The sequence below is a fragment of the Pseudomonas sp. BNK-44-b genome, assembly GCF_047456245.1.
In the GTDB taxonomy this organism is placed as follows: Bacteria; Pseudomonadota; Gammaproteobacteria; order Pseudomonadales; family Pseudomonadaceae; genus Aquipseudomonas; species Aquipseudomonas machongensis.
In genome coordinates, this window is sequence record NZ_CP179908.1 from 1382102 (window position 1) to 1408507 (window position 26406).

The following is a 26406-nucleotide window of genomic DNA, read 5'->3' on the forward strand; positions in this document are numbered from 1 at the left end:
GAAATATCCTCACCCGTACCGATCGGGTTGCCAGCGCTTCGAAGCAACCCATGTGCCAAGGCCCTGTCGCGCGGACGGCGCGCTGGCTATAATCGCATCCCTCACTCACCCCCGAGTCCTGCCTGCCCATGTATACCCTGGCCCGCCAGCTGCTGTTCAAGCTCTCCCCGGAAACCTCCCACGACCTGTCGCTCGACCTCATCGGCGCCGGTGGCCGCCTTGGCCTCAATGGCCTGCTGTGCAAGCGCCCGGCCTCGGTGCCGGTGACCGTCATGGGCTTGAACTTCGCCAACCCCGTGGGCCTTGCCGCAGGCCTGGACAAGAACGGCGCGGCCATCGATGGCTTCGCCCAGCTCGGCTTCGGCTTCGTCGAGATCGGCACTGTCACCCCGCGGCCACAGCCTGGCAATCCGAAGCCACGGTTGTTCCGCCTGCCGGAAGCGACTGCGATCATCAACCGCATGGGCTTCAACAACCTAGGTGTGGATCACCTGCTGGAACGGGTGCGCGCGGCGCGTTACGACGGCGTGCTGGGCATCAACATCGGCAAGAATTTCGACACGCCAGTCGAGCGTGCCCAGGACGATTACCTGATCTGCCTCGAAAAAGTCTACACCCAGGCCAGCTACATCACGGTCAACGTCAGCTCGCCCAACACTCCCGGGCTGCGCAGCCTGCAATTCGGTGATTCGCTCAAGCAACTGCTCGACGCGCTGGCCGAGCGTCGTGAACAGCTGGCGAGCGAGCACGGCAAACGCGTGCCGCTGGCGATCAAGATCGCACCGGACATGAGCGATGAGGAAACCGCGCTGGTGGCGGCAGCCCTGGTCGAGTCGGGCATGGATGCGGTAATCGCGACCAATACCACTTTGGGTCGCGAAGGGGTCGAAGGGCTGCCGTTCGGGGGCGAGGCGGGTGGGTTGTCCGGCGCGCCGGTGCTGGAGAAGAGCACTCACATCGTCAAGGTGCTGGCTGGTGAACTGGGCGGCAAGTTGCCGATCATCGCTGCGGGCGGGATCACCGAAGGTCGCCATGCCGCCGAGAAAATCGCAGCCGGTGCGAGCCTGGTGCAGATCTATTCGGGCTTCATCTACAAGGGCCCTGCACTGATTCGCGAAGCGGTGGATGCAATTGCGGCGCTGCCCCGCTAACAAAGACGCGGCCCAATAAAAAGGGCCCCTTCAAGGGGCCCCTGGGCCGCAGCCCGCCGCCCGGATGGGGCGTGCATGGTGACTCGAATTCAGTGTCCTCGTTCAGCCAACGGCGTGATTTTCGTTGAGTCTCTGGATGCCAGCGGTGCCGGTCATGCCGTCCCAGTTGTCGCCGCGACCTTCACGCCAACCGTTGATCCATGCCTGGCGAACGGATGGCAGATTGAAGGGGCAAAGTTCGCGGGATTTGCCGGTTACCCCGTATTGGTAGCCACGTGAATATGCTCTTTCCAACGGATCACGCTTAAGTCTTCTCATAGGGTGTTGCCCTCACTTGTTGACTGTAATGTCCCGTCGGCCTCTCCGAGGCCGGGCAGAATCTTTCTGCCGGTTTTGCGCTCGCTGCCGGCGTGGCGAGCTGAAAGTGCCGCCTCGTTGCGAAGCGGCCTGAGGTCAGTTCTAACCAATGCGGGTCACAGTGTGAATGATCAATTTGTCATAAGGACGTAACCTTTCCAGGGGTGAGGGGATAAGTAAATAAATGCGACTCAACCTTGTTTAGGTTTTGTCCCGCTATGATGAGGGTTTGCCGATGATTGAAATCATTTGGCCATTGGCGCCATCGAACTGACGCAACATCTGGTAATGCGACGAAGGGTCACATCGATGCCTTCGTTAGACGAAATTTTCACACTGCCCGACGATCAAACCGCCTTGCGCCACCTGGCGCTGGATGTCGATCGGGTGGCCCGGTTTGCCGAATGATCGGCACGCCACCCGGATACCTGCTGGAAGGGTATCCGGCAAACTCAGGCAACAGCGATGCGTCGCGTTGCCAGCACACAGCCCAGAGGCTCTGGAATCTACATGTCGGACTCACTCGAACTCTATCTCACCTGCCCCAAAGGCCTGGAAGGGCTGCTTGCGGAAGAAGCCCGCGGCCTGGGCCTGGCCGACGTGCGCGAGCACACCTCGGCGATCCGCGGCGCGGCCGACATGGAAACTGCCTACCGGCTGTGCCTCTGGTCGCGCCTGGCCAACCGCGTGCTGTTGGTGGTCAAGCGCTTCGCCATGAAAAACGCCGACGACCTCTATGATGGCGTGCACGGTGTCGACTGGCAGGACCACCTGGCCGCCGACGGCACTCTGGCGGTGGAGTTCAGTGGCCATGGATCGGGCATCGACAACACCCACTTCGGTGCGCTCAAGGTCAAGGACGCGATTGTCGACAAGCTGCGCAACCGTGAAGGCCAGCGACCATCCGTGGACAAGATCGACCCCGACCTGCGTGTCCACCTGCGCCTGGACCGCGGCGAAGCCATCCTGTCCATCGACCTTTCCGGCCACAGCCTGCACCAACGCGGCTATCGCCTGCAGCAGGGTGCTGCACCGCTCAAGGAAAACCTGGCTGCCGCGGTGTTGATCCGCGCCGGTTGGCCGCGTATTGCCGCCGAGGGCGGCGCGTTGGCCGACCCCATGTGCGGTGTCGGGACCTTCCTCGTCGAAGCTGCGATGATTGCCGCCGATATTGCACCGAACCTCAAGCGCGAGCGTTGGGGCTTCAGTGCCTGGCAGGGCCATGTCCCAGCGCTGTGGCGCAAGGTGCATGACGAGGCCCAGGCCCGTGCCCAGGCGGGCCTGGCCAAGCCGCCGTTGTGGATTCGCGGCTACGAGGCCGATCCGCGGTTGATTCAGCCCGGACGCAACAACGTCGAGCGCGCAGGCCTGGGTGACTGGGTGAAGATCTACCAGGGCGAAGTCGCCAGCTTCGAGCCGCGCCCGGACCAGAACCAGAAAGGCCTGGTCATCAGCAACCCGCCCTATGGCGAGCGTCTGGGGGACGAGGCGAGCCTGCTGTACCTCTACCAGAACCTCGGCGAGCGCCTGCGCCAGGCCTGCATGGGCTGGGAAGCGGCGGTGTTCACCGGCGCACCCGAACTGGGCAAGCGCATGGGCATCCGCAGCCACAAGCAGTATGCGTTCTGGAACGGTGCGCTGCCGTGCAAGCTGTTGCTGTTCAAGGTCCAGCCCGACCAGTTCGTGACGGGTGAGCGTCGCCCCACCGATGATCAGGCCGGCGACTCGCGTGCGGCACCGGCCGTGGCCCATGAACCGGCACGCCTTTCCGAAGGCGCGCAGATGTTCGCCAACCGCTTGCAGAAGAATCTGAAGCAGCTGGGCAAGTGGGCCCGCCGCGAGCAGGTCGACTGCTACCGTCTGTACGATGCCGACATGCCCGAATATGCCCTGGCGGTCGATCTGTATCATGATTGGGTGCACGTTCAGGAATACGCAGCGCCGCGTTCGGTCGACCCGGACAAGGCCCAGGCGCGCCTGCTCGATGCCTTGGCTGCGATTCCCCAGGCCCTGGGTGTCGATCCTCAGCGCGTGGTGCTCAAGCGCCGCGAGCGTCAGGGCGGTACACGCCAGTATGAGCGTCAGGCCACGGAAGGGCGCTTCCAGGAAGTCAGCGAAGGCGGCGTCAAGCTGCTGGTCAACCTGACCGACTACCTGGACACCGGCCTGTTCCTCGATCACCGTCCGATTCGTCTGCGTATCCAGCGCGAAGCATCGGGCAAGCGCTTCCTCAACCTGTTCTGCTACACCGCTACCGCCACCGTGCATGCGGCCAAGGGGGGGGCGAGCAGTACCACCAGCGTCGACCTGTCGAAAACCTACCTGGATTGGGCGCGGCGCAACCTGTCGCTCAATGGCTTCTCCGAGCGCAACCGCCTGGAACAGAGCGATGTGATGGCCTGGCTGGAGAATGCCCAGGACAGCTACGACCTGATCTTCATCGACCCACCGACCTTCTCCAACTCCAAGCGCATGGAGGGGGTGTTCGACGTGCAGCGTGACCACGTGCGTCTGCTGGACCTGGCGATGGCGCGTCTGGCGCCGGGGGGCGTGTTGTACTTCTCCAACAACTTCCGCAAGTTCCAGCTCGACGAGCACCTGCTCGAGCGCTATGCGGTGGAAGAGATCAGCGCACAGACCCTGGATCCGGATTTTGCCCGCAATAACCGCATCCACCGGGCCTGGCGCCTGCAGCTACGCTGAAGAGAAGAAGTGCATTGCAGCGCTGATGGCTAATGGCTATAAATCAGCCCAGGGCCGAACAATTCGCAGGACGCTGACGTGGTGAGAATGCTCTATGTCGAGGGTGCGTGCGAAGATGTTCGGCCTGATCAGCGAGGCGCTCTCGGCCTGGGCCGTTGCGCTGGTCGCGCTGGTGGCCGGCGGGTTGCTCACTGCTGCGCTGGCCTTCGCCGCCCACGCCTTCTACAAGCAGCAGTTGCGTCAGCGCTTCGAACTGCTGGCCAGTGAGCGCTATAGCCGTATCGCCGAACGCTTCGAGGAGCAGGAACAGCGCCTGGACGGTCTGCGGCGCTTCTTCACCTATTCCAGTGACATTCTCCCCGAGGAGTTCGACGGTTACGCCCGCCCCTTGTTGCACCGTACCCAGGCATATTCCTGGGCGCCGCGGGTCGAAGCCGACGAGCGCGATGCCTTCGAGCGCCGCGCCAGCACCTGGCTGGGGCGCCCCTATCAGATTCGTGATTTCGATGCCCAAGGCCTTTGGCAGGCATCGCCGTCACGGGCCTTCTATTATCCGGTGCTCTACACCCAGGCCACCCGCCAGCACGACCAGCCTTACGGGCTCGACCTGCGTAGCCAGCCTCAGCGCCAGGATGCGTTGGACCGCGCCACCACGCCCGGCAGCCTGGCGGTTTCCTCCCCACTGGACATGATCGATGTCGAGCCGGCCTACACCCGTGGCCTGCTGATCGTCGCACCGGTGTTCACCGCGTCGGCGCCGAGCGGGCCGCCTGCCGGTTATGTCATGGCCTTGTTGAGCATGCGTCAGCTGATTGGCGAGGGGCTGCCGACCGCGTCGGACGATAACCTGGTGGTACGTATCCTCGATCTGTCGGGCAGCCAGGGCCATGAGACGTTGTACGATTCGGGCAACCTAAGCGCGCCATTGCCTTTGACCAGCAGCCAATTGCTGCATCTGGCCGACCACCACTATCAGCTCGATATTCGCCCCAGCGAAGCCTTCCTCCAGGCCAACCGTTCCTCGGCGGTGTTCACCGTGACGCTGCTCGGTGGCTTGTTGAGCCTGTTGCTCAGCGCCTTGCTCTACAGCCTGTTCAGCCAGCGTCAACGTGCTTTGACCCTGGTAGAGCAGCGCACGGCGGCACTGCGCGTGAGCGAGCAGTCGCTGCGTGAGACTCACAACCAGCTACGCAGCGTGCTGGATGCCGCGACCCAGGTAGCGATCATTGCCACCAGCCTGCGGGGCGTGATCAGCACCTTCAATGCCGGAGCCCAGCGCATGCTGGGGTACTCGGCCGACGAAGCGCTCGGTCACCTGACGCTGGAGGATCTGGTCCAGCCGGACGAACTGCGCCAGCGTGCCCATGCCTTGAGTCTGCGCTATGGGCGCGAGATCACGGCAGGCCAGGCGATGTTCGCCGAAACCGTGCAGGGTGGTGCAGGGGAGCCCGCGGAGTGGACCCTGATGCGCAAGGACGGCAGTCATTTGCTGGCCAACATGCTGGTGACGGCGGTGCTCGACGAGCAAGGCTTGTGGGTGGGTTACCTGGCCATTTGCATCGATGTCACCGAGCGTCGTCGTGTTCATGAAGCGTTGGCCGCCCGTGATCGGCTGCTGGAGAAGCTCAGTGCCGAGGTGCCGGGCGGCATCTACCAATATCGTCTGGATGCCGACGGCCATTCGTGTTTTCCCTACGCCAGCGCCGGGCTGCTGGACATTTATGAAGTGGATCTGCAGCTGCTGCGCCAAGACGCATCGACGGTGTTCGAGCGCATTCATCCGGACGATCTTGATCGGGTGCGCCGTTCGGTGCGCCAGTCGGCCGAGCGTATGACGCCCTGGCGCGAGGAGTACCGCGTCTGCCTGCCCCGCGCCGGTCTGCGTTGGGTGCGGGGGGAGGCAACGCCGGAGATCGGGGAGGAGGGCTGTACCCTTTGGCATGGCTATCTGACGGACATCTCCGATCTCAAGCGGGTGGAGGAGGAGTTGCGTGCATTGTCGGTGACTGATGTCCTTACCGGCATCCACAATCGGCGTTACTTCCAGGAGCGACTCAAGGTCGAGCTGGAGCGGGCCCAGCGTGATGATCTGGACCTGGCAGTGATCATGCTCGATATCGACCACTTCAAATGCATAAACGACCAGTTTGGCCATGCTGTCGGCGATCGCGTGTTGCGCAGCCTTTGCCAGCGCATTGGCCATCGCTTGCGGCGGACCGATGTGTTCTGCCGGCTGGGAGGCGAGGAGTTCATGGTGCTGTGCCCGGGCAGCAATGCCGAGCAGGCCCGCAAGCTTGCGTTGGAGCTGTGGCAGGGAGTACGCGGTGTGCCGGTCGAGGGGGTCGGCCTGGTGACGGCCAGTTTCGGCGTGGCGGGATGGCGTGTCGGTGAAGGGGCTGATGCCTTGTTGCTGCGAGCGGATGCGGGGGTCTATGCGGCCAAGCAGGCCGGGCGCGATCGCGTGGAAGCGGAGTTGCCTTGAGGTGGCCGGGGCTGGGTGACAGCCCCGGTTTGTCCGTTTCTGTCAGGGCACTACGCCGACAGTCCCGGTGCCGACCTTGGGCTGGCGGTAGAGCTCCAGCAACACCTGATCCAGGACCTGGGAGGCGCCCCACGGCTTTGGATCATTGAGAATCGCCGACACGGCCCAGGTATGACCGTTGCTGTCGCGACTGAAGCCTGCGATCGCGCGTACGGTGTTGAGGGTGCCGGTCTTGATGTGCGCCTCGCCGGTCATGGCGGTGCGCTTCAGGCGCTTGCGCATGGTGCCATCCATGCCCACCAATGGCATCGAGCTGATGAATTCGGCCGCATAGGGGCTCTTCCACGCGGCTTGCAGCAAAGCCGCCATTTCACGTGTGCTGACACGCTCGGCGCGTGAAAGGCCAGAGCCGTTCTCCATCACGAGGTGCGGTGCGGTGATGCCTTTCTTGGCCAGCCACTGGCGCACGACACGCTGTGCCGCGCGGGCATCGTCGCCGTCGGCATCGGTGCGAAATTGCGCGCCCAGGCTGAGGAACAGTTGCTGGGCCATGGTGTTGTTGCTGTATTTGTTGATATCGCGGATCACCTCGACCAGGTCTGGCGAGAAGGCCCGGGCCAGCAGGCGTGCGCTCTTGGGCACGTTTTCGATGCGGTCACGGCCCTGGATGCTGCCGCCGAGCTCGTTCCAGATCGCCCTGACTGCACCGGCCGCATAGGCGGGGTGGTCGAGCAGGGCCAGATATGTTTGCGAGTTGCAGCCGTCGCCGAGCTGCCCACTGACCGTGACGCTCACGCCATCGGGCTGCACCACGGGGTTGTAGCGTACATCGCCGGTGCATTGCTTCGAGGCCACGGCCTTGACCTGATTGTCGATGCGGATGCTGGCGATGGGCGGCTCGACCGAAACCACGACCTTGCCGCCATCGTTGCGGGCCACGAAGCGCAGGGCCTTGAGGTTGACCAGCAGCGAGTCCGGCTTGACCAGGAAGGGCTTGTTGACGTCGCCACCATCATCGTCGAAATGCGGCAGGGTGGGTTGAACGAAATGGCTGCGGTCCAGTACCAGGTCCCCGGTGACGGTGCGCACACCGTTGGCACGCAGGTCACGCATCAGCAACCAGAGCTTTTCCATGTTCAGTTTCGGATCGCCGCCACCCTTGAGGTAGAGGTTACCGTTGAGCACGCCGTTGTTCAGGGTGCCATCGGTGTAGAACTCGGTCTTCCACTGAAAGGTCGGGCCGAGCAATTCGAGGGCGGCGTAGGTGGTCACCAGTTTCATGGTCGAGGCCGGGTTGACCGAGACATCGGCATTGAAGATGGTCGGCGTGCCCGGTCCATCGAGTGGCAGCATCACCAGCGACAGGGCATTGTCCTGCAGCTTGTTGGTCTTGAGTGCCTGCTGCACCTTCGGTGGCAAGCTGGTGTTGACGGCGGCAGCCTGGCTGGGCAAGGCGATGGGAAGGAGTAGGCCGGCGAAAAGCAGTGGGCGAAGCGTCTTGATCATGAGTGCTGTAACCCTGCGGGCGAGGGAAAGGGATGACGGGGCTGTAAGAGATGATGGCCCCTTGGCGAAATATAGTGCGCATTATGCCCCAAGCGTGCTGTTTGTGGGCAGGTTCGACACAAAAGCGCCGCTCTGGCGCGGAAACTGGTAAAGTGCCGCGCGTAATTACTCAAGAGGATTGTTTCAATGGCTACCAACCGTTCCCGTCGTCTGCGCAAGAAGCTGTGCGTGGATGAATTCCAGGAATTGGGTTTCGAACTGAACCTGGACTTCAAGGAAGACCTGTCCGACGAAGCCATCGATGCCTTCCTCGACGCCTTCCTGGCAGAAGCCATGGACGCCAACGGCCTGGACTATGTCGGTGGTGATGACTTCGGCCTGGTCTGCCTGGCCAAGCGTGGCTCGGTCAGCGAAGAGCAGCGCGCCACTGTCGAGGCGTGGCTCAAGGGCCGCAGCGAGCTCACCAAGATCGAAGTCAGCCCGCTGCTGGATGCCTGGTATCCGGACAAGCCGATCAACTCGGCTTCCTGATCCCGCGTCACTGTGCCTTGGCTGGTCGGCAACGCTGACCGGCCAAGGCCTTCTCTATGCGGCGCATCTGCCGCGCCAGTGCCTGGCGACGCAGTTTCAGTTGCGTCGACGACAGACCCTCTGTTTCCAGCGCCTGACAAGCCTCCATCAATCCCTTTGCATCCAACATGCGTGCCACGCCAAGAATCTTGTGCGCTTGGTCGACGATGGCCTGTGCGTCGTGTTCGGGGTCCAGGGCCATCAGTAGAGTGAAGTCCTGCTCGAGACTCAGTTGCAGAGTAGCCAGCATTCTTGCCCGGTCTTCGCAGCGGTCACCGACGATCTTCGCCAGTGCGTCGAGGTCGAAAGGTTCTTGTGCTTGCCGCCGTTGCGAGGGGCTCACGCTGGCCAGATGCAAGCCGAGGGTTTGCAGGCTGATGGGCTTGAGCAGGCAGTCGTTCATGCCGGCGTTCAGGCAGCGCTGGCGCACTTCCGGTTGGGCGTTGGCGGTGTAGCCGAGAATGGTGCAAGGCGTCTTGCCCCGTTGGCGTTCTTCACTGCGCAGGACTTCTGCCAGCTGGTAGCCATTCATGCGCGGCATATTGCAGTCCAGGATCAGCACGTCGAAGTCTGTATGCCGCCATTTTTCCAGCCCTTCCTGACCGTCGCGGGCGCTGTCATGCCAGAGCCCCAGGTAGGTCAGTTGCTGGGCCATCAACAGCAGGTTGGCGGGATGGTCGTCGATGACAAGAACCCTGAGCCGCGTGTCGGGTGCCTCTATGTGCGGGGGCTGCACGACGCTGTCCGGGGGCGGTGCCACGCGCTGCAGCGGCATCAGTAGTCGCACCTGGGTACCCACGCCCTGCAGGCTCTTGATCGCCAGTTGGCCGCCCATCATTTCGCACAGGGTGCGACAGATCGCCAGGCCCAGCCCGGTGCCGGCACGGGCGCTTTCGCTCTGAGGGTCGACCTGTACGAAGGGGGTGAACAACCGTCGCAGGTCGTCATCGTGAATGCCGATCCCGCTGTCGCGCACTTCCAGCTCAAGCATGTCGCGCTCGCTCTTCTGTACCGAGGCTTTGATGCGTACATGGCCGTCGTTGGTGAATTTGATCGAGTTGCTCACCAGGTTGGAGAGCACCTGCTTGAAGCGCAGTGGATCGAGCAGGGCGTGGCAACGTGCCGAGGGATCTATGACCACTTCCAGCAGCAGGCCTTTTTCTCGTGCCTGACCTTCGAATACCCGTCGCACCGATTCGATCAGGGATGCCAGATCGATCGGTTCAGGGCTCAGGGACATATGCCCGGACTCTATTCTGACGATGTCGAGAATATCGCCGATCAGCCCGAGCAGGTCCCGTGCCGAATGATAGGCGACCTCGATCGACGCTTTGTCCAACTGCCCCTGATCGGCGCGTCTGGCCGCGAGTTCGAGCATGCCGATGACGGCGTTCATCGGCGTGCGGATTTCATGGCTGATGGTCGCGAGGAAGGTGCTTTTGGCCCGGTTGGCATCGTCGGCCTGCTGTTTCGCGAGGCGCAGGTCCTGGATCAGCTTGCGGCGTTCGCTGATGTCGATCCAGCCGCCGATGATGCCTTGCACTTCGCCCAGCGAGTCGCGGTAGGGAAGGATCCAGTGGTAGATGGTCAGTTCGCGGTCTTTGAGACGCAGGGGGCGGTCGATGATCAGCGGCGTGCCTGCTTCCATTACCTGCAGATAGTCGGTTTGGATCTGCCGGGTATAGTCGCAGTTGCTGAACAGGCTTTCATGGAGCAGTTTGCCCATGACCGCGTCGGCACTCGCGTCGACGGCCTCCAGATAGCTGTCGTTACAGCTTTGCAACCGTCCTTCGCGATCGCGTACGTACATCGGGTGAGGGGTTCCATTGAGCAGGGCGCGCATGAACTCGAGCTGATCGTTCAAGGCGCGTTCTGCCCGGCGACGCTGCCGTATCTGGCGTCGCAAGTAGGCGTTCCAGGCCAGCGCCAGTAACAGCAGGATGCCGATCCCCAGAACGACCTGCAGCACCAGGCGCTGGTACTCGCGCCATTGGCCACCATCGTGCAATGCATAACCGCGCCAGCGACTGTTGATGACACCCAGCTCTTCAGGCGTGATGCTCAGCAAGGCTTTGTCGAGGATGGAGGCCAGGGGGCTGGCGTCCTTGACGCTGGCCATGGAGAAGGTGGCCGGGTCGTTGCCGACGGTGCTGCGGATCACCAGATCGTTGTTGGCGGCGATGGCGTGATTGGCATCCAGCAGCGTGGTGATCGCTGCGTCCACGGCGCCGCTGCCCAGCAGGGCCATGGAGTAGAAAGTGCTTTCGGTCTCGATCAGTCGGATCTTCGGGTGTGCCGTCGCCAGCAGGACGGAGGGGGAGGTATGTCGTGTAACGGCGACCCGGCGGCCATTCAGATGTTCCAGCGACGTGTACGGTCGGCCGCTGCGGGTAACCAGTACATAGGGGCTCTCGAGATACGGGCGACTGAGTTGCAGGTCTGTTCGGGCAGGCGATGCGATGGCAAGTGCGGCAATCAGGTCAGCACTGCCCTGCGCGAGTGACTGGATCATTTCCTTTATCCCGGTAGCGCGTTGGATCTCGAAACGCAAGCCGGTGCGCAGTCGAACCAGCTCCAGCAGGTCGGCAGTGATGCCGCGGAAATGGCCGTTGCCGTCGAAGAATGACAGGGGAGCCGAGGTATCGTTTACCACCACGCGCATGCTCGGGTGATCATGTAGCCATTGCTGCTCGCGCGGCGTCAGTTGCAGCCGACGATCGGTAAGCAGCAGGTCGCTGCCCGCGCTCCAGCGCTTGAAGATCGAATTCCTGACGCTGGCCGGCTGGCTGTCCAGGATGGTGTTGATCAGGCTCATCAACAGCTCATCCTGGGCACGCACGGCAAAGCTGAAGCCCACGGCTTCGTGCTTGCCGAAATTGCTCATGCGCAGCTGTGGCAGATGACCGCGGGTAAGCTGGAAGTGAGTCGAAATGGTATCGCCGAGAAAGACGTCGGCCTGGCCAAATGCGACAGCGTTCAGCGCTTCGGAGGTGGAACCGAAGGTTTTCAGCTGGGCTTGCGGGTAAAGCGCATGTATATCCTCGAGCGGCAGGTAGTGATATAGCGTGCTCAGGCGCAAGTCGGCGAGCCCCAGGTCGAGGGGGCGTGTCTCGTCTTCACGGGTGACCAGAACGGGGCGATCTACAGCGTAGGGTTTGGACAGCGCCACCCCCCCGACCGCGGCCTCATAGCCGTTTGCACTGCCAAGCAGATCGATGCGCCCGGCCTTGAGTGCTTCCACTGCGTCCTGGCGGTGATTAAAGCGCAGCACCTTTATTTCCAGCCCCAGTGCCCTGCCGATCAGGCCGGCATACTCCGCTGTCAAGCCTTGATATTCGTTGCCATTGGTGACGTCGAAGGGCGGATTGTTGGGCGTTGAGGTTCCCAGTATCAGGCTGGTGCGGCATTGCAGCCATTGCTGCTGCGCGGTCGAAAAAGCTGGCACGGTTGCTTCGGAGGTGGAGCGGACCAGCAGGTTGAGTTTCCTGGGGGCGGGCTCCTGCTTCGTTTGAGCCTGGCAACCCAGGCTGAGCAGGGTCAGCAGCACGCAGACGATGTACCTCGGCATGATCCACCTCAGACCAGCGCGTTGCGCTTGGCCACTTCGATCAGGTCGACCAAGGTATCGACCCTTAACTTCTGCATCAGGCGTTTTTTGTAGGTGCTGACCGTCTTGTTGCTGAGGAACATGCCTTTGGCTATTTCCTTGTTGCTGCGCCCCTGTGCGAAAAGTTGAAGAACCATCAACTCTCTGTCGTTAACTTGTCGGAAAAGATCCATGTCACGAGCGGATATTTCCTGGTGGGGGTTCATTGCCTGGCTGGGGAAGTAGTTGTAACCAGAAAGTACGGCCTTGACTGCGCTGAGCAATTCACTCAGATCTTCCTGCTTGCATACGAATCCGGCAGCGCCTGAGTGCATGCAACGGATCGCGAACAACGCAGGCGACTGTGCCGTCAGTACCAGCACTTTCAGTGGCAGCCCCATGGTCTGAAAACGTGCCAGGACTTCCAAACCGTCGAGCTTGGGGATGCTGATGTCGAGGATGACCAGGTCAGGCTGGGTCTCACGGATCATCTGCATGGCCTCGACGCCGTTGTCAGACTCGCCAATGACCTTGTAGCTCTGATTTTCCAGCAACATGCGAATGGCCAGGCGAATCACGGGGTGGTCATCAACAATAAATATGGAGCTCATATCAACTTCCCAGTCGGCGATTGTCAGATGCAAACAAAACCTTATCGCAGTTGACCGCCTTCGCGCATGAGAGGCTAGGCGTAACGCCATATATGGGAAAAGACCTACGTCCAAGTACTACACGCAGCTTGGATATGTATGAGTTTTGTAAGGAGTCAAGACGAGAAAGTCACCAAATCTCAAATTATTCTTCTGAGTATTTAATGGCACAGTGGTTGCGTAGGAAGTTTCTCTCAAGAGGGACGGCAAGCCGCGGCTGACCGTCCCTCGTTGTTTGTCAATGAGGGCTGGAGCGTCCTGTCATTTCTCCAGCCATTTCACTGGCGTAGCTGTCGGTCATGCCAGCGATGAAGTCGATCATGCGCAGGAAGGCGTTGTGCAGGGTGCCGTGTGGATCGGGGGCGTGGTTGCCGATCAGGTCCAGCACACGCCGACTCTTGAATGACGGCGTGCGCCCGCCGTGTTGCTCCAGCGCTGCGCCGCAGAAGGCGTTGAGGAGGATCTCCAGCGTGGTATAGGCGCCGATCTCGTGCAGGGTCTTGCGCTTGTCCTGGAAGATCTTCTTGCGCGCGATATCCTTGGCCTGCAGCACACAGTGCTTGGCCGGTCCGTGCATGTGCTCGACCAGGTCCCCTGCCAGATGCCCGGCCAGCAGTGCCTGTTGCTGTTCGACGAAGGCCTCGGCGGCGGCGTTGGTCAAGTGCTCGATGGCCTTGCCGCGCAGAATGGCCAGCTTGCGCCGACGAGAGTCCGCCGGGCCCAGTTGCCGATAGGTGTCGGGCAGGTCGTCACCGACCAGGTCCAGCAGCAGCGCCTCGACCTCGGCGTACTGCAGCAGCTCCATCTCCAGGCCGTCCTCCAGGTCGATCAGCGCGTAGCAGATGTCGTCCGCGGCCTCCATCAGGTACACCAGCGGGTGACGAGCCCAGCGTTGTTCCTCGAGCTGTGGCAGGCCCAGCTTGTGAGCGATCTGCTGCAGCAGCGGCAGTTCGCTCTGGTAGCAGCCGAACTTGTGTTTCTTGTACCCCAGCGCGTCGGCATGACGGGCGCTCCATGGGTACTTGAGGTAGGTGCCAAGGGTGGCGTAAGTCAGGCGGGTGCCGCCGTCGAACTGGTGGTATTCCAGCTGGGTGAGCACGCGAAAACCCTGGGCGTTACCTTCGAAGTTGAGAAAGTCGGCACGTTGGTCGTCGCTCATGTCGTCGAGCCACCCACGGCCCGCTGCCTGCTGAAACCAGTGGCGGATGGCGTCTTCACCGGAGTGGCCGAACGGTGGGTTACCGATGTCGTGAGCCAGGCAGGCCGATTGCACGATCATGCCCAGGTCGCTTGGTGCACACCAGTCGGGCAGGTTGGCGCGCAGGGTCTCGCCGACCCTCATGCCCAGCGAGCGGCCTACGCAACTGACTTCGAGGGAGTGGGTGAGGCGGGTGTGGATGTGGTCGTTGCTGGACACCGGGTGGACCTGGGTCTTGCGCCCCAGGCGGCGGAAGGCGCCGGAGAAGATGATGCGGTCATGGTCCTTGTGGAATGGGCTGCGGCCCAGTTCTTCGGGGCTGTACAAGGCTTTGCCGAGGCGTTCGCGGTTGAGCAGGGTATGCCAGTCCAAGGCTCGATCTCCCGTCAGATGGTGGCCATAGCTTCCCGTGTCACGGGCGCCCGCGCAAGCGGCGGGCGCCTCGTTTCAGCGATGACGGCCGTTCTGCAGGAACAGGCGCACCAGAGGGGCCAGGCTGCCACCCAGGCGCACCAGGCGCGCCAGGTTGCCGCTGCGCACGCCCTTTCCGGTCAGAAAGCCCATGGCGACCACGACACCCAGGCCCCACAGCGGAGCGTGCTTGATGCCGAGGCCGTTTTGGACTGATGCGCCCATGCCGCGCAGGCGCTGGACCGGCTCGAGCAGTTGACGGGACTCGTGGCGGATCTCCTGGCGGTGCATTTCCAGACGCAGGCGTAGCAGCGCCTTGCGCAGTTCGCGAGGATTACGGGTATTAGGCAGTTCAGGCAGGCTCATGGCAACAGGCGCTCCCGGTCCTTGGCGAGTTCTTCGAGGGTGCTGTTGAACGGTGAAGATTCATCGAACACAGCGGCCTTCAGGCGCAAGCCGCAAAAGAGTGCCGCGGCGCTGTAGAACACGCAAAGGCCGACGATGCCGGCCAATCGGTAGCTGTCCCACAGCAGTACCAGGATCAGCCCTGACAGCGCGGTCAGCAGGAGCAGGGCGAATACCAGTGCCAGGCCGGCGAACAGCAGCAGGCGAAGGGTTCGGCCTTTCTGCTCCTGCAATTCGATGCCGAACAGTTCGATGTGGCTGTGCAGCAGCCCCAGGATGGCCGCGCCGAGGCGTCTGCCGGAAACGCCGGCGCCGATGGCATCGTTGTCCATGCGTCCTCCTCAGCGGCGGCTGGCGAGCAGGCCGACCAGCAGCCCGACACCGGCCGCGATGCCGATGGCCTGCCATGGGTTTTCCTGTACGTACTCCTCGGCACTGCCCAGCGCTGCCTGACCGCGTTCGCGGACCGAGTCCTGGGTCAGTTGCAGGCTTTCGCGGGCCTGCTGCAGGCGGTCGTGGATCTGGCCACGCAGCTCGTCGGCCTGGTCGCCCGCCAGATTGGCGGTGTCGGCGAGCAATTTCTCGGTGTCGCGCACCAGTGCCTGGAAGTCAGCCATCAAGATCTCTTGTGCAGTCTTTGCCGATTTGCTGGCCATGGGGTCTCTCCCTGTCGATGTGTGTGGCTATTTCGAGTGATGAGTGTGGCGGAAGGTTCACCACTTGTCGCTGGTACGGCGTTTGCTTTGTTCTGCCGTGTCGCGGGGCGTCGATGCCGGGCGCTGCCCCGTATGCGTGCAAGGCCCTGGCCGACACCGATAAACCTTAACCCAATCCACGACAAACCCAAGAAAAAACCACTCCCTGTGTAGCCGCTCCCCCAAAATGGGGCGCACGGCAGGCACCGATCAGGTGCGCGAGCAAGGTTTCTGAACTGTCCTGGTGCACTTTTCAGCAGGTCTGCCCATTCCATGGAAAACATGCATAGCGCGATGGACTCACTGGTCCATGGCTCCAACACCCTGTTCATCCTCATGGGGGCCATTCTGGTCCTGGCCATGCACGCGGGTTTCGCCTTTCTCGAGGTCGGTACCGTGCGGCACAAGAACCAGGTCAATGCCCTGTGCAAGATTCTCAGCGACTTCGCCGTCTCGGCGCTGGTGTATTTCTTCATCGGCTACTGGATCGCCTACGGCGTCAGCTTCTTCCAGCCGGCTGCGGAGTTGGCCAGCGATCATGGCTATGCCTTGGTCAAGTGCTTCTTCCTGCTGACCTTCGCTGCGGCGATTCCGGCAATCATCTCCGGAGGCATCGCCGAGCGTGCACGTTTTGCCCCGCAGTTATGTGCCACCGCGCTGATCGTGGCCTTCGTCTACCCCTTCTTCGAAGGGGCGGTGTGGAACGGCAACCTGGGCGTCCAGGCCTGGTTGCAAGCCCGGTTCGGCGCACCGTTCCATGACTTTGCCGGTTCGGTGGTGGTGCATGCCATGGGCGGCTGGCTGGCGCTGGCTGCCGTCATCCTGCTCGGTGCCCGTCGCGGACGGTACCGTGATGGACGGCTGGTGGCTTTCGCTCCTTCCAGTATCCCGTTCCTCGCGCTGGGGTCGTGGATCCTGATCATCGGCTGGTTCGGCTTCAACGTCATGAGCGCACAGACCCTGGAGGGTGTCAGCGGCCTGGTGGCGATCAATTCGCTGATGGCGATGGTGGGCGGCACGCTCTCGGCCTTGCTGGTCGGGCGCAATGACCCAGGCTTCCTGCACAATGGCCCGCTGGCCGGATTGGTGGCGGTGTGTGCCGGTTCCGATCTCATGCATCCGGTTGGCGCGCTGGTGACCGGGCTGGTGGCGGGAGCACTGTTCGTGTGGTGCTTCACTGCCTCGCAGAATCGTTGGAAAGTCGACGATGTCCTGGGCGTATGGCCGCTACATGGTGTATGCGGTGTTTGGGGCGGCTTGGCGTGCGGTATCTTCGGCCAGTCGGCGCTCGGAGGGCTGGGCGGTGTCAGCCTGGCGAGCCAGTTGTTTGGCAGCCTGGCAGGCGTACTGGTGGCCTTGGCTGGTGGCTTTGCCGTGTACGGGCTGGTCAGGGCGGTACATGGGTTGCGCTTGAGCCATGAGCAGGAGTTCCAGGGGGCGGACCTGTCCCTGCACCGTATCGGCGCCACCAGCCAGGATTGAGCAACAGATGCAGGCGGCTCCCGGCGAGCCTAGAATGAGCGTCTCTTCAGTGGGCCCGGGAACTGAAAATGCTGCCTGAATGCCAATTGTTCGGCACCTTGGGGTGCCATTTGTGTGAAGTCGCCGAGGCTGTGTTGATGCCGTTCGTCGAGCACGGGCTGTGGGTCGAATTGGTTGATATCGCCGATGATGAGTCCATGTTCGAGCGTTACGGCTTGATCATCCCTGTCTTGCGTCGCTGCGACAGCGGCACCGAACTGCTCTGGCCGTTCGACGCGCAGCAGGTGGCGGCGTTCCTCAAGTGACAGGTAGAGGGGAGCGTTTCCTTCATCCCGTCCGGTGTGGTCCTGGTCGATGATGCTGGCCCGATACAGCCGATCACCCGGGGACACATCATGTTTCTTACGCCGAACTTCACGCTCGAAGAGATGACGTTTTCGCTGGCCGCCGCGCACAACGCTATACCCAACGATCCCGGTCCCGAGGCCATGGCCAATCTGCGCTTGCTGTGCGGGGTGCTCGAAGAGGTGCGAGCCTTGATCGACTCCCCGATCCAGATCACCAGCGGTTTTCGCAATGAAACCGTCAACCAGCTTGTGGGCGGCGTGCGCAACAGTGCGCATTGCCTCGGCCTGGCCGCCGACATGTGCGTGAAAACGATGACGCCCCGGCAATTGGCCGAATGCATTCGCGACAGTTCCATTGTGTTCGATCAACTGATCCTGGAGTTCGACACCTGGGTTCACCTGGCCATTTCACGCGACAACCCCAGGCGCCAGGTAATGACTGTTCGCAAGGGGACCGGCCACCTGCCAGGCTTGCAATGAGCTGTTGCGAATTGACGGAATGGCCACGGTATTCGTATGCTGTATAAAGATACAGTATTGGGGGTTAGGCGATGCACAATGTCGAGCAACTGAAGTACAGCGTCAACCGCATGCCCCCGGAAGCGGTGTGCGATGCGGTGCTCGAGCTGCGCATGGAGGGCTTGGTGACCGACGACCGTACTCCGTTCGGCAAGGTCCATTTCAATACCTGCTTTGCCGAGATCGAGGCACTGTTCCAGCGCGCAGGGTTTCATCGCCCGCTGGATGTCGTTGGCTACGAGGGGGTGGTCTACGCCCTTTATGATGCCGGACGCTGGGAGGCGGTGCAGGTGTTGCGCTGGCTCAAGTCGCGTTGTGAGCAAGTTGGCGAGGCTGGTTGAGTGAGCGGGCATTGGCGATAATGCCCGCTCATTGATTACAGAGCCTGCCATGTCCACGCCGTTCGACCCCGCTCACCAGCAAGCCAGTACCGTTTGTTTGCCGCCTGGCGATTGGAGCACGGTCCTCGATTGCCTGTGCGATCACTTCAAGGGCATTGGTCGTGACCAATGGCTCGATCGCTTCAGTCGAGGGCGAGTGCTCGATGCCGAGGGCAGGGCAGTGGCGGCCGATCTGCCTTACCGCCGTGGCATGCGTCTGCATTACTTTCGTGAAGTCCCCAATGAAAGGCCCATTCCCGTCCAGGAAACGATCTTGCATTGCGATGAGCACCTGGTGGTGGCGGACAAGCCGCATTTCCTGCCAGTCACACCCACGGGCGAATATGTCGAGCACACCCTGCTTCGACGCCTGATCCATCGTCTGGACAATCCCCATCTGGTGCCGCTGCACCGCATCGACCGGCATACGGCGGGGTTGGTGCTGTTCTCGTCCAATCCGCAGTCGCGCAGCGCCTATCAGCGGCTGTTTCCCGAGCGACGCATCGACAAACGCTACCAGGCCATCGCTGCACCGCTGCCGACGCGGGAATTTCCGTTGGTGCACCGTAGTCGGCTGGAGCATGGTGAGCCGTTCTTTCGCATGCGTGAGGTCGAAGGGGTGGCGAACAGCGAGACCCTGGCTGAAGTCCTGGAGAAGAACGGTAACCTGTGGCGTTACGGGCTCTCGCCCGTGACCGGCAAGACCCATCAGTTGAGAGTGCACATGGCGGCACTGGGCGCCGCGATCAGCAACGATCCGTTCTACCCGACATTGCTCGAGGGCGAGGACGACTACGAGCGGCCATTGAAACTGCTGGCGCAAAGTCTAGGGTTCGACGATCCGCTGACGGGTGAAAAGCGGTATTTCCAGAGCCGTTTGAGTCTGGACTGGTAAAAAAGGGGCTGCCTCAGGCAGCCCCTTTTTTGTCACTCAGCGGTTGAACCGCTCCACTAGCGAGTACTGCGTTCCAGCCGTACTGGTCAGTTCTTCACTGAGCAGTGCCGAATGCTGCGCCTGCTCTGCCGTCTGGTCGGCCAGATCGGCTATGGTGCTGATGTTACGGCTGATCTCGTCCGCCACTGCAGTCTGCTCTTCGGTGGCAGCCGCGATCTGGGTAGCCATGTCGGTGATGTTGGCCACCGCTTCGCTGATCCCTACCAGCGCCTGGTCGGCTTGCATCACTCGCTCGACGCCTTCCTCGGCCTGACGGTGGCCGGTCTCCATGGTTTGCACGGCATTGCTGGCAGTCTGCTGCAGCTTGGCGATCAGGCCGTGGATCTGTCCGGTGGATTCGGCGGTACGTTGCGCCAGCTGGCGCACTTCGTCGGCAACCACGGCGAAGCCCCGGCCCATTTCGCCGGCGCGGGCCGCTTCGATGGCAGCATTGAGCGCCAGCAGGTTGGTCTGGTCGGCGATGCCCTTGATCACATCGACCACACCACCGATCTCGTCGCTGTCCTTGGCCAATTGGGTGACGGTCTGCCCGGTTTCACCCACCGCTGCGGAGAGGCGTTCGATGGCTTCGCGGGTTTCCCCGGCGATCTGACGGCCTTGGCTGGTCAGGCGATTGGCTTCCTGGGTGGCGTCGGCGGTGCGCTGCACGTGGTTGGCCACTTCTTGCGTGGTAGCAGCCATCTGGTTGACGGCAGCGGCGACTTGCTCGGTCTCCACGCGCTGGCGTTCCAGCCCCGAAGAACTCTTGTGCGCCAGCACATCGGACTGGCGCGCCTGCTCGCTCAGGTGCTCGGCACTGTCCTGCAGCCGGGTGAGGCAGGTTTTCAGGCGGGATTCCTGGCTGAGCATGGCCATTTCCAGGCGTGCCTGCACGCCACGGCTGTCGGTGAACATCTGCGCGATCAGCGGATCGGAAGTGGTCTGTTCGGCCAGGCGCAACAGGCGCTTGAGGCCGCGCTGCTGCCAGGTGAGGCCAAGCAGGCCGAGGGGGACGGAAACGGCAGCAGCCAGGGCAAAGCCCCAGGAGTGGCCGAGCCAGTTGCCGATGAGGAAGCCGATCTGGCTGATGAGAATGAACGGCAGCCAGTCCTGCAGTACCGGCAACCACTTGTCACGACGCGGCACCGCCGGCTTGCCCTGGTTCAGACGCTGGTAAAGCGCTTCGGCGCGACGGATCTGTTCGGCCGTGGGCTTGACCCGCACCGACTCGAAACCGACTACCTGGTTGTTGTCGAAGATCGGCGTGACGTAGGCATTGACCCAGTAATGGTCGCCCGACTTGCAGCGGTTCTTGACGATCCCCATCCACGGCAGGCCCTGCTTGAGGGTCTGCCACATGTGGGCGAACACTGCTGGGGGCACGTCAGGGTGGCGTACCAGATTGTGTGGCGCTCCCGTGAGCTCTTCGCGTGAGAAACCGCTGATTTCGATGAAAGCATCGTTGCAGTAGGTGATCACGCCTTTGGCGTTGGTGGTGGAAATCAACCGCTGCTGGGCAGGGAAAGTCCGTTCTCTCTGGGTAATCGGCTGGTTGTTACGCATTGGCTGTTCAATCCGCAAGGCTTTCGACAGGTATCGGCAAGCCCATGGTTTTATTGAATGAATATTTAACTTGCTTGACCTGGAGCAATAAGTGGCTATGAGCCATCAGCTAGGGAAGCGGCTCGTTGGTTGCATTTGCATTCAAGATGTCAGCATTTTTAACGATTTATGACGTTATGGTCCGATCATGACTCGTTATTCAGCGTGGGGCCAGCATTGGATAGGTAAACAGTGCGAAATGGGTCAGATTGACAGCGAAATGGCACACGACCGCAGCGCTCAAGCCGCCGAGGCGATACGCCAGGCCGTAGCCGATACCCGCCAGGCTTGCCAGGTAGAACCACTGCCATCCGCTCCCCAGATGCGCCAGGCCGAACAACAGCGCGGCCACGATCAATGCAAGCCCCTGGTGCCTGAACAGGCGTTGCAGCCCACCTTGGATATAGCCGCGGAACAGCAGCTCTTCGGTCAGGCTGACCAGCAGCAGGTTGTTCAGGGCCCAGATCCAGGTCTGTTCCGGCCATTTCGGCGCCCAACCCACTATCCCAAGCGACCAGGCGCCACCCAGGCAAGCCAGCAGTGTCAGCGGCAAGACCAGCCCGAGGCTTGGCAGTAGACCGCGCCCGCGCAGGCTCAGGATCCAGGGGCAAGCCAGCAGAATCCAGAGGCCGATCAGCGGCTTGTCCAGGTTCAGGTACATGGAGAACGGCAGCGCGCCGTCGCTGAACACCACCTTGTCGATGACCTTTGCCCCCTGGAAACCGGGCAACCAGTGCAGCGCCAGGGCAAGGGCCAGGACGATGAACAAACCATGCCCGAGCACTCTTTGCCAACCTGCGGGTCGTCGCACCAGCAGTGCCGTACAACACAGGGCGAGCAAGGCGGGCAGGGCGGCGAGCCCCAGGTGGCCGTGGAACAGGGCCAGGGCATAGCCCAGACCAAGCAGGGCGAGGACGATCCAGTGGGCAGGCGACATCGGAAATCCGGTAGGTGGCAAATCGATATGGTGCTTTGACTCACCTCGAGGCCGCCAGGACACGTCGCAGAGGCATCGCGGGCGAACCCGCGATGCCTTCCCTTCAACCGGCGATCAGTTGCCGCAGCACGTAGTGCAGAATCCCGCCCGACTTGAAGTACTCGACTTCATTGAGCGTGTCGATCCGGCACAGCACCTCGATCTCCTGTTGCTGGCCATCCTCGCGCAGGATGCGCAACTGCAGGTTCATGCCCGGGCGGATCTGCGCGCCACTGAGCCCCAGCACATCGATGCGCTCCTTGCCGGTCAGGCCCAGGCGCTTGCGATCGTCGCCAGCCTTGAACTGCAGGGGCAGAACGCCCATGCCTACCAGGTTGGAGCGGTGGATACGCTCGAAGCTCTCGGCCAACACTGCCTTGACCCCCAGCAGGTTGGTGCCCTTGGCGGCCCAGTCGCGGCTGGAGCCGGTGCCGTATTCCTGCCCGGCGATCACCACCAGCGGCGTGCCTTGCGCCTGATAGCGCATGGCGGCATCGTAGATCGACAGTTTTTCGCCGCTGGGCACATGCAGCGTATTGCCGCCTTCCTCGCCGCCGAGCATTTCGTTGCGTATACGGATATTGGCAAAGGTGCCGCGCATCATCACTTCGTGGTTGCCGCGACGTGAACCATAGGAGTTGAAGTCGCGCGGCTCCACGCCCTTGTCGCGCAGGTAGCGACCGGCAGGGCTGTCGGCCTTGATGTTGCCGGCTGGAGAGATGTGGTCGGTGGTCACCGAGTCGCCGAGCAGCGCGAGAATGCGCGCCCCGTGCACGTCGGCTATTTCCGGCAGCGGGCCGACGATATCGTCGAAGAACGGCGGGTGCTGGATGTAGGTGGAGTCGTCCTGCCAGACATAGGTAGCGGCCTGGGGTACTTCGATGGCCTGCCATTGGGCATCACCGGCAAACACCTCGGCATACTCCTTGTGGAACATGGCGGTATCGACCTTGGCCACCGCGTCGGCGATTTCCTGTTGGCTGGGCCAGATATCGCGCAGGTATACCGGCTGGCCGTCCTTGCCAGTGCCCAGGGCATCCTGGGTGAGATCCACGCGCACGCTGCCGGCCAAAGCATAGGCCACCACCAGCGGTGGCGAGGCCAGCCAGTTGGTCTTGACCAGCGGGTGCACCCGGCCTTCGAAGTTGCGGTTGCCCGACAGCACCGACGCCACGGTCAGGTCGGCGCTGCCGATCGCTTTCTCGATGGCCTCGTCCAGCGGGCCCGAGTTGCCGATGCAGGTGGTGCAGCCATAGCCGACCAGGTCGAAGCCCAACTGATCGAGGTAGGGGGTAAGGCCGGCCGCCTTGAAGTAGTCGGTGACCACTTTCGAACCTGGCGCCAGCGAACTCTTGACCCAGGGTTTGCGAGCCAGGCCTTTCTCGATGGCTTTCTTGGCGACCAGCCCGGCGGCCATCATCACGCTGGGGTTGGAGGTGTTGGTACAGGAGGTGATGGCCGCGATCACCACGGCGCCGTCGCGCAGCTTGTGGGTCTGGCCGTTGTGCGTGTAGTCGATCTCGCCGGCCTGGTCGGCGTTACCCACGGCAACACCGCCACCCCCTTCGCTTTCCAGGCGTCCGACCTCCTTGGCCAAGGGCTTGGGCTGCAGTTCGATGAAGCCGTCGAAGGCCTGGCTGACCTTGGACAGCGCCACTCGGTCCTGCGGGCGCTTGGGCCCGGCGAGGCTGGCTTCGACCTCGTGCATGTCCAGCGCCAGGCTGTCGCTGAACAGCGGTTCCTGGCCAGGCAGGCGCCACAGGCCCTGGGCCTTGCAGTAGGCTTCGACCAGTTGCACCGTCTCGTCGGGGCGACCGGACAAGCGCAGGTAGTCGAGGGTGACGTCATCGACCGGGAAGAAGCCGCAGGTGGCGCCGTATTCCGGCGCCATGTTGGCGATGGTGGCGCGGTCGGCCAGCGGCAGGTCGGCCAGACCGTCGCCATAGAATTCGACGAACTTGCCGACCACGCCCTTCTTGCGCAGCATCTGCGTGACCGTCAGCACCAGGTCGGTGGCGGTGATGCCTTCGCGCAGCTTGCCGGTGAGCTTGAAACCGATCACCTCGGGGATCAGCATCGACACCGGCTGGCCGAGCATCGCCGCCTCCGCCTCGATGCCACCGACACCCCAGCCGAGCACGCCCAGGCCGTTGATCATGGTGGTGTGCGAGTCGGTGCCGACCAGGGTGTCGGGGAAGGCGTAGGTGCGCCCGTCTTCCTCGCGGGTCCACACGGTGCGGCCAAGGTATTCCAGGTTGACCTGGTGGCAGATCCCCGTGCCCGGTGGCACCACGCGGAAGTTGTCGAAGGCACTCTGGCCCCAGCGCAGGAAGGCGTAGCGTTCGCCGTTGCGCTGCATCTCGATGTCGACGTTCTGTTCGAAGGCTTCGGCGGAGGCGTAGCGGTCGACCATTACCGAGTGGTCGATCACCAGGTCAACCGGCGACAGCGGGTTGATCCGCTGGGGATCGCCGCCCGCCTTGGCCATGGCCGCGCGCATGGCGGCGAGGTCGACCACGGCGGGCACGCCGGTGAAGTCCTGCATCAGTACCCGCGCAGGGCGATACTGGATCTCGCGGTCGGAGCGTCGCTCTTGCAGCCAGCCGGCCAGGGCTCGCAAGTCGTCGCCGGTGACAGTTTTGCCATCTTCCCAGCGCAGCAGGTTTTCCAGCAGGACCTTGAGCGACATGGGCAGGCGTTGCAGGTCGCCCAACTGGCTGGCGGCCTCGGTGAGGCTGAAATAGTGGTAGGCGCGGTCGGCCACCTGGAGGGTCTTGAGGGTTTTCAGGCTATCGAGCGAGGGCATTGCCAACTCCTTGTGCTCCGGTGCCCGGCAGTCGTGGTTACCGGTATCACCGCTCTGTATCGGCCCGCACGGCACGGGCCAGGCTGAACAATCAGGTTAGACCGCTTTGGCGGGCCTGACGTTGTTCTGGACCTGCGGGGCATGTCGCAGGTTCCGAACTTCCTTTATCATTCGCCGCCCTGGCGCTGTCTGCGCCAGTGATGTGGAGTAAGAGATGAATACCCTGTTCATGCATTGCCGGCCCGGCTTCGAGGGCGAGGTCTGCGCCGAAATCAGCGAACACGCCGCGCACCTGGGCGTGGCCGGCTATGCCAAGGGCAAGCCGCAGAGCGCCAGCGCCGAATTCGTTTGCCTCGACGAAGGCGGTGCCGAACGCCTGATGCGTGAGCTGCGCTTCGACCGGCTGATCTTCCCGCGCCAATGGGCGCGCGGCGACTTCGTCGAGCTGCCGGAGACTGACCGGATCAGTGTGCTGCTCGAGCACCTGGCGGGCCTGCCGGTGTGTGGCAGCCTGTGGCTGGAGGTGCTCGACAGCAACGACGGCAAGGAGCTGTCGACTTTCTGCCGCAAATTCGAGGTGCCGCTGCGCAAGGCGCTGGAGAAGGCCGGGCGTCTGGTCGAGGATGCCAGCAAGCCACGCCTGCTGCTGACGTTCATCAGTGGCCGACGGGTGTTTCTCGGCCTGGCCGAAGCGGGCAATTCGGCACTGTGGCCGATGGGCATCCCGCGCCTGAAGTTCCCGCGCGAGGCGCCGAGCCGCTCGACCCTCAAGCTTGAGGAAGCCTGGCACCAGTTCATCCCGCGCGATCAATGGGACCAACGCCTGAACGACGACATGACCGGCGTCGACCTGGGCGCTTCACCGGGCGGCTGGACCTACCAGCTGGTCAAGCGTGGCATGCTGGTCACCGCCATCGACAACGGCTCGATGGCTGAAAGCCTGATGGATACGGGGCTGGTGCAGCATTTGATGGCCGACGGCTTTACCTGGAAGCCCAAGCAGACCGTTGACTGGATGGTCTGCGACATCGTCGAGAAGCCCGCACGCACGGCCTCGCTGATCGAAACCTGGCTGGGCGAGGGGTTGTGCCGCGAGGCCGTGGTCAACCTCAAGCTGCCGATGAAGCAGCGTCACGCCGAGGTGCGCAAGCTGCTCGATCGCATCGAGGCCTCGTTCAAGGCGCGCAAGGTCAAGGTGTCGATAGCCTGCAAACAGCTGTACCACGACCGCGAAGAGGTCACTTGCCACCTTCGCCGGCTCGACCTCAAGCCGCGCTGAGACGATCGGGGCCGTGCTGCGGCCCCTGTTTGACCTGCACGCGGTTTGCGCGACAATACCCCACAATTTGCGGAGCCCACCATGACCGACTTCACTCCAGACGCGACCCTCGACGCCACCGGCCTGAACTGTCCGGAGCCGGTGATGATGCTGCACCAACACGTGCGCAACCTCGCTGCCGGCGGCCTGCTCAAGGTCATCGCCACCGACCCCTCGACCCGCCGCGACATCCCCAAGTTCTGCACCTTCCTCGGCCATGAGCTGGTGCAACAGCAGGAAGACGCCGGCACCTACCTGTACTGGATTCGCAAGAAGGCCGACTGAGCTGGATCGCACAGGCCACAGCGCCTACACTGCGCTCCCCTGA

Annotated in this window: 22 protein-coding genes; 11 read left to right on the top strand and 11 right to left on the bottom strand. The window is 62.6% G+C overall.

What is annotated here, in order from left to right:
• Positions 1–128: 128 nt before the first annotated feature.
• Positions 129–1151 carry a quinone-dependent dihydroorotate dehydrogenase gene (locus ACMGGG_RS06525; protein WP_414155078.1) on the top strand — a complete coding sequence of 341 codons (1023 nt, stop codon included), beginning with the start codon at positions 129–131 and terminating at the stop codon, positions 1149–1151.
• Positions 1152–1253: 102 nt separating this feature from the next.
• On the opposite strand, the gene rmf is transcribed toward ACMGGG_RS06525, so the two are convergent.
• On the bottom strand, positions 1254–1469 hold the full coding sequence (gene rmf / locus ACMGGG_RS06530) for a ribosome modulation factor (protein WP_080642046.1): 216 nt from the start codon (positions 1467–1469) through the stop codon (positions 1254–1256).
• A gap of 549 nt (positions 1470–2018) precedes the next feature.
• Here rmf and rlmKL point away from each other — a divergent pair.
• Complete coding sequence (gene rlmKL, locus ACMGGG_RS06535; protein ID WP_414155079.1) at positions 2019–4211, top strand: bifunctional 23S rRNA (guanine(2069)-N(7))-methyltransferase RlmK/23S rRNA (guanine(2445)-N(2))-methyltransferase RlmL; 2193 nt, start codon at positions 2019–2021, stop codon at positions 4209–4211.
• 94 nt (positions 4212–4305) lie between these two features.
• On the top strand, positions 4306–6693 hold the full coding sequence (locus ACMGGG_RS06540) for a diguanylate cyclase (RefSeq protein WP_414155080.1): 2388 nt from the start codon (positions 4306–4308) through the stop codon (positions 6691–6693).
• Between the two features lie 42 nt (positions 6694–6735).
• Here ACMGGG_RS06540 and dacB read toward each other — a convergent pair whose 3' ends face one another.
• Positions 6736–8199: a D-alanyl-D-alanine carboxypeptidase/D-alanyl-D-alanine-endopeptidase gene (gene dacB / locus ACMGGG_RS06545; RefSeq protein WP_054892460.1), complete on the bottom strand. Its 1464-nt coding sequence runs from the start codon at positions 8197–8199 to the stop codon at positions 6736–6738.
• A 186-nt stretch (positions 8200–8385) separates the two neighbouring features.
• Here dacB and ACMGGG_RS06550 point away from each other — a divergent pair, with 186 nt between their 5' ends.
• Complete coding sequence (locus ACMGGG_RS06550) at positions 8386–8730, top strand: YggL family protein (RefSeq protein WP_054892459.1); 345 nt, start codon at positions 8386–8388, stop codon at positions 8728–8730.
• A 7-nt stretch (positions 8731–8737) separates the two neighbouring features.
• On the opposite strand, the gene ACMGGG_RS06555 is transcribed toward ACMGGG_RS06550, so the two are convergent.
• The 6 genes from ACMGGG_RS06555 to ACMGGG_RS06580 all read right to left on the bottom strand — a co-directional run bounded on the left by ACMGGG_RS06555 (position 8738) and on the right by ACMGGG_RS06580 (position 15675).
• Positions 8738–12337, bottom strand: coding sequence for an ATP-binding protein (locus ACMGGG_RS06555; protein ID WP_414155081.1), 3600 nt, complete (start codon positions 12335–12337; stop codon positions 8738–8740).
• Positions 12338–12345: 8 nt separating this feature from the next.
• Positions 12346–12966, bottom strand: a complete 621-nt coding sequence (locus tag ACMGGG_RS06560) for a response regulator transcription factor (RefSeq protein WP_063544006.1) — start codon at positions 12964–12966, stop codon at positions 12346–12348.
• 277 nt (positions 12967–13243) lie between these two features.
• Entirely contained in the window at positions 13244–14575 is a 1332-nt protein-coding gene (locus ACMGGG_RS06565; RefSeq protein ID WP_125930368.1) for a deoxyguanosinetriphosphate triphosphohydrolase, read from the bottom strand.
• A 75-nt stretch (positions 14576–14650) separates the two neighbouring features.
• Positions 14651–14980: a hypothetical protein gene (locus ACMGGG_RS06570; RefSeq protein ID WP_063544008.1), complete on the bottom strand. Its 330-nt coding sequence runs from the start codon at positions 14978–14980 to the stop codon at positions 14651–14653.
• Complete coding sequence (locus ACMGGG_RS06575) at positions 14977–15351, bottom strand: phage holin family protein (RefSeq protein ID WP_063544010.1); 375 nt, start codon at positions 15349–15351, stop codon at positions 14977–14979. Before ACMGGG_RS06575 ends, ACMGGG_RS06570 begins: the two co-directional genes overlap by 4 nt.
• A 9-nt stretch (positions 15352–15360) precedes the next feature.
• Positions 15361–15675, bottom strand: a complete 315-nt coding sequence (locus ACMGGG_RS06580) for a DUF883 family protein (RefSeq protein WP_054892453.1) — start codon at positions 15673–15675, stop codon at positions 15361–15363.
• Between the two features lie 312 nt (positions 15676–15987).
• On the opposite strand from ACMGGG_RS06580, the gene ACMGGG_RS06585 reads away from it, so the two are divergent.
• The 5 genes from ACMGGG_RS06585 (at position 15988) to ACMGGG_RS06605 (ending at position 19337) form a co-directional block, all read left to right on the top strand.
• Positions 15988–17196 (top strand): ammonium transporter, encoded by a 1209-nt coding sequence (locus tag ACMGGG_RS06585; RefSeq protein WP_054892452.1) that lies wholly within the window; start codon positions 15988–15990, stop codon positions 17194–17196.
• Between the two features lie 68 nt (positions 17197–17264).
• Entirely contained in the window at positions 17265–17501 is a 237-nt protein-coding gene (locus ACMGGG_RS06590) for a glutaredoxin family protein (protein ID WP_414155082.1), read from the top strand.
• Between the two features lie 90 nt (positions 17502–17591).
• Complete coding sequence (locus ACMGGG_RS06595) at positions 17592–18023, top strand: D-Ala-D-Ala carboxypeptidase family metallohydrolase (RefSeq protein WP_414155083.1); 432 nt, start codon at positions 17592–17594, stop codon at positions 18021–18023.
• 71 nt (positions 18024–18094) lie between these two features.
• Positions 18095–18403, top strand: coding sequence for a hypothetical protein (locus ACMGGG_RS06600; protein ID WP_054892451.1), 309 nt, complete (start codon positions 18095–18097; stop codon positions 18401–18403).
• A 49-nt stretch (positions 18404–18452) separates the two neighbouring features.
• Positions 18453–19337, top strand: a complete 885-nt coding sequence (locus ACMGGG_RS06605) for a pseudouridine synthase (protein ID WP_414155084.1) — start codon at positions 18453–18455, stop codon at positions 19335–19337.
• A gap of 36 nt (positions 19338–19373) precedes the next feature.
• Here the strand turns inward: ACMGGG_RS06605 and ACMGGG_RS06610 are convergent, their stop codons facing one another.
• The 3 genes from ACMGGG_RS06610 to acnA all read right to left on the bottom strand — a co-directional run bounded on the left by ACMGGG_RS06610 (position 19374) and on the right by acnA (position 24760).
• Entirely contained in the window at positions 19374–20939 is a 1566-nt protein-coding gene (locus ACMGGG_RS06610) for a methyl-accepting chemotaxis protein (RefSeq protein WP_054892449.1), read from the bottom strand.
• Positions 20940–21138: 199 nt separating this feature from the next.
• Positions 21139–21915, bottom strand: a complete 777-nt coding sequence (locus ACMGGG_RS06615) for a lysostaphin resistance A-like protein (RefSeq protein ID WP_414155085.1) — start codon at positions 21913–21915, stop codon at positions 21139–21141.
• A gap of 103 nt (positions 21916–22018) precedes the next feature.
• Positions 22019–24760: an aconitate hydratase AcnA gene (acnA, locus tag ACMGGG_RS06620; RefSeq protein ID WP_414155086.1), complete on the bottom strand. Its 2742-nt coding sequence runs from the start codon at positions 24758–24760 to the stop codon at positions 22019–22021.
• 214 nt (positions 24761–24974) lie between these two features.
• Between acnA and rlmM the strand changes: the two genes are divergently transcribed.
• Together rlmM and tusA are read left to right on the top strand one after the other, a co-directional pair.
• Complete coding sequence (gene rlmM / locus ACMGGG_RS06625; protein WP_414155087.1) at positions 24975–26039, top strand: 23S rRNA (cytidine(2498)-2'-O)-methyltransferase RlmM; 1065 nt, start codon at positions 24975–24977, stop codon at positions 26037–26039.
• 81 nt (positions 26040–26120) lie between these two features.
• On the top strand, positions 26121–26363 hold the full coding sequence (gene tusA / locus ACMGGG_RS06630) for a sulfurtransferase TusA (RefSeq protein ID WP_054892445.1): 243 nt from the start codon (positions 26121–26123) through the stop codon (positions 26361–26363).
• Positions 26364–26406 lie beyond the last annotated feature (43 nt).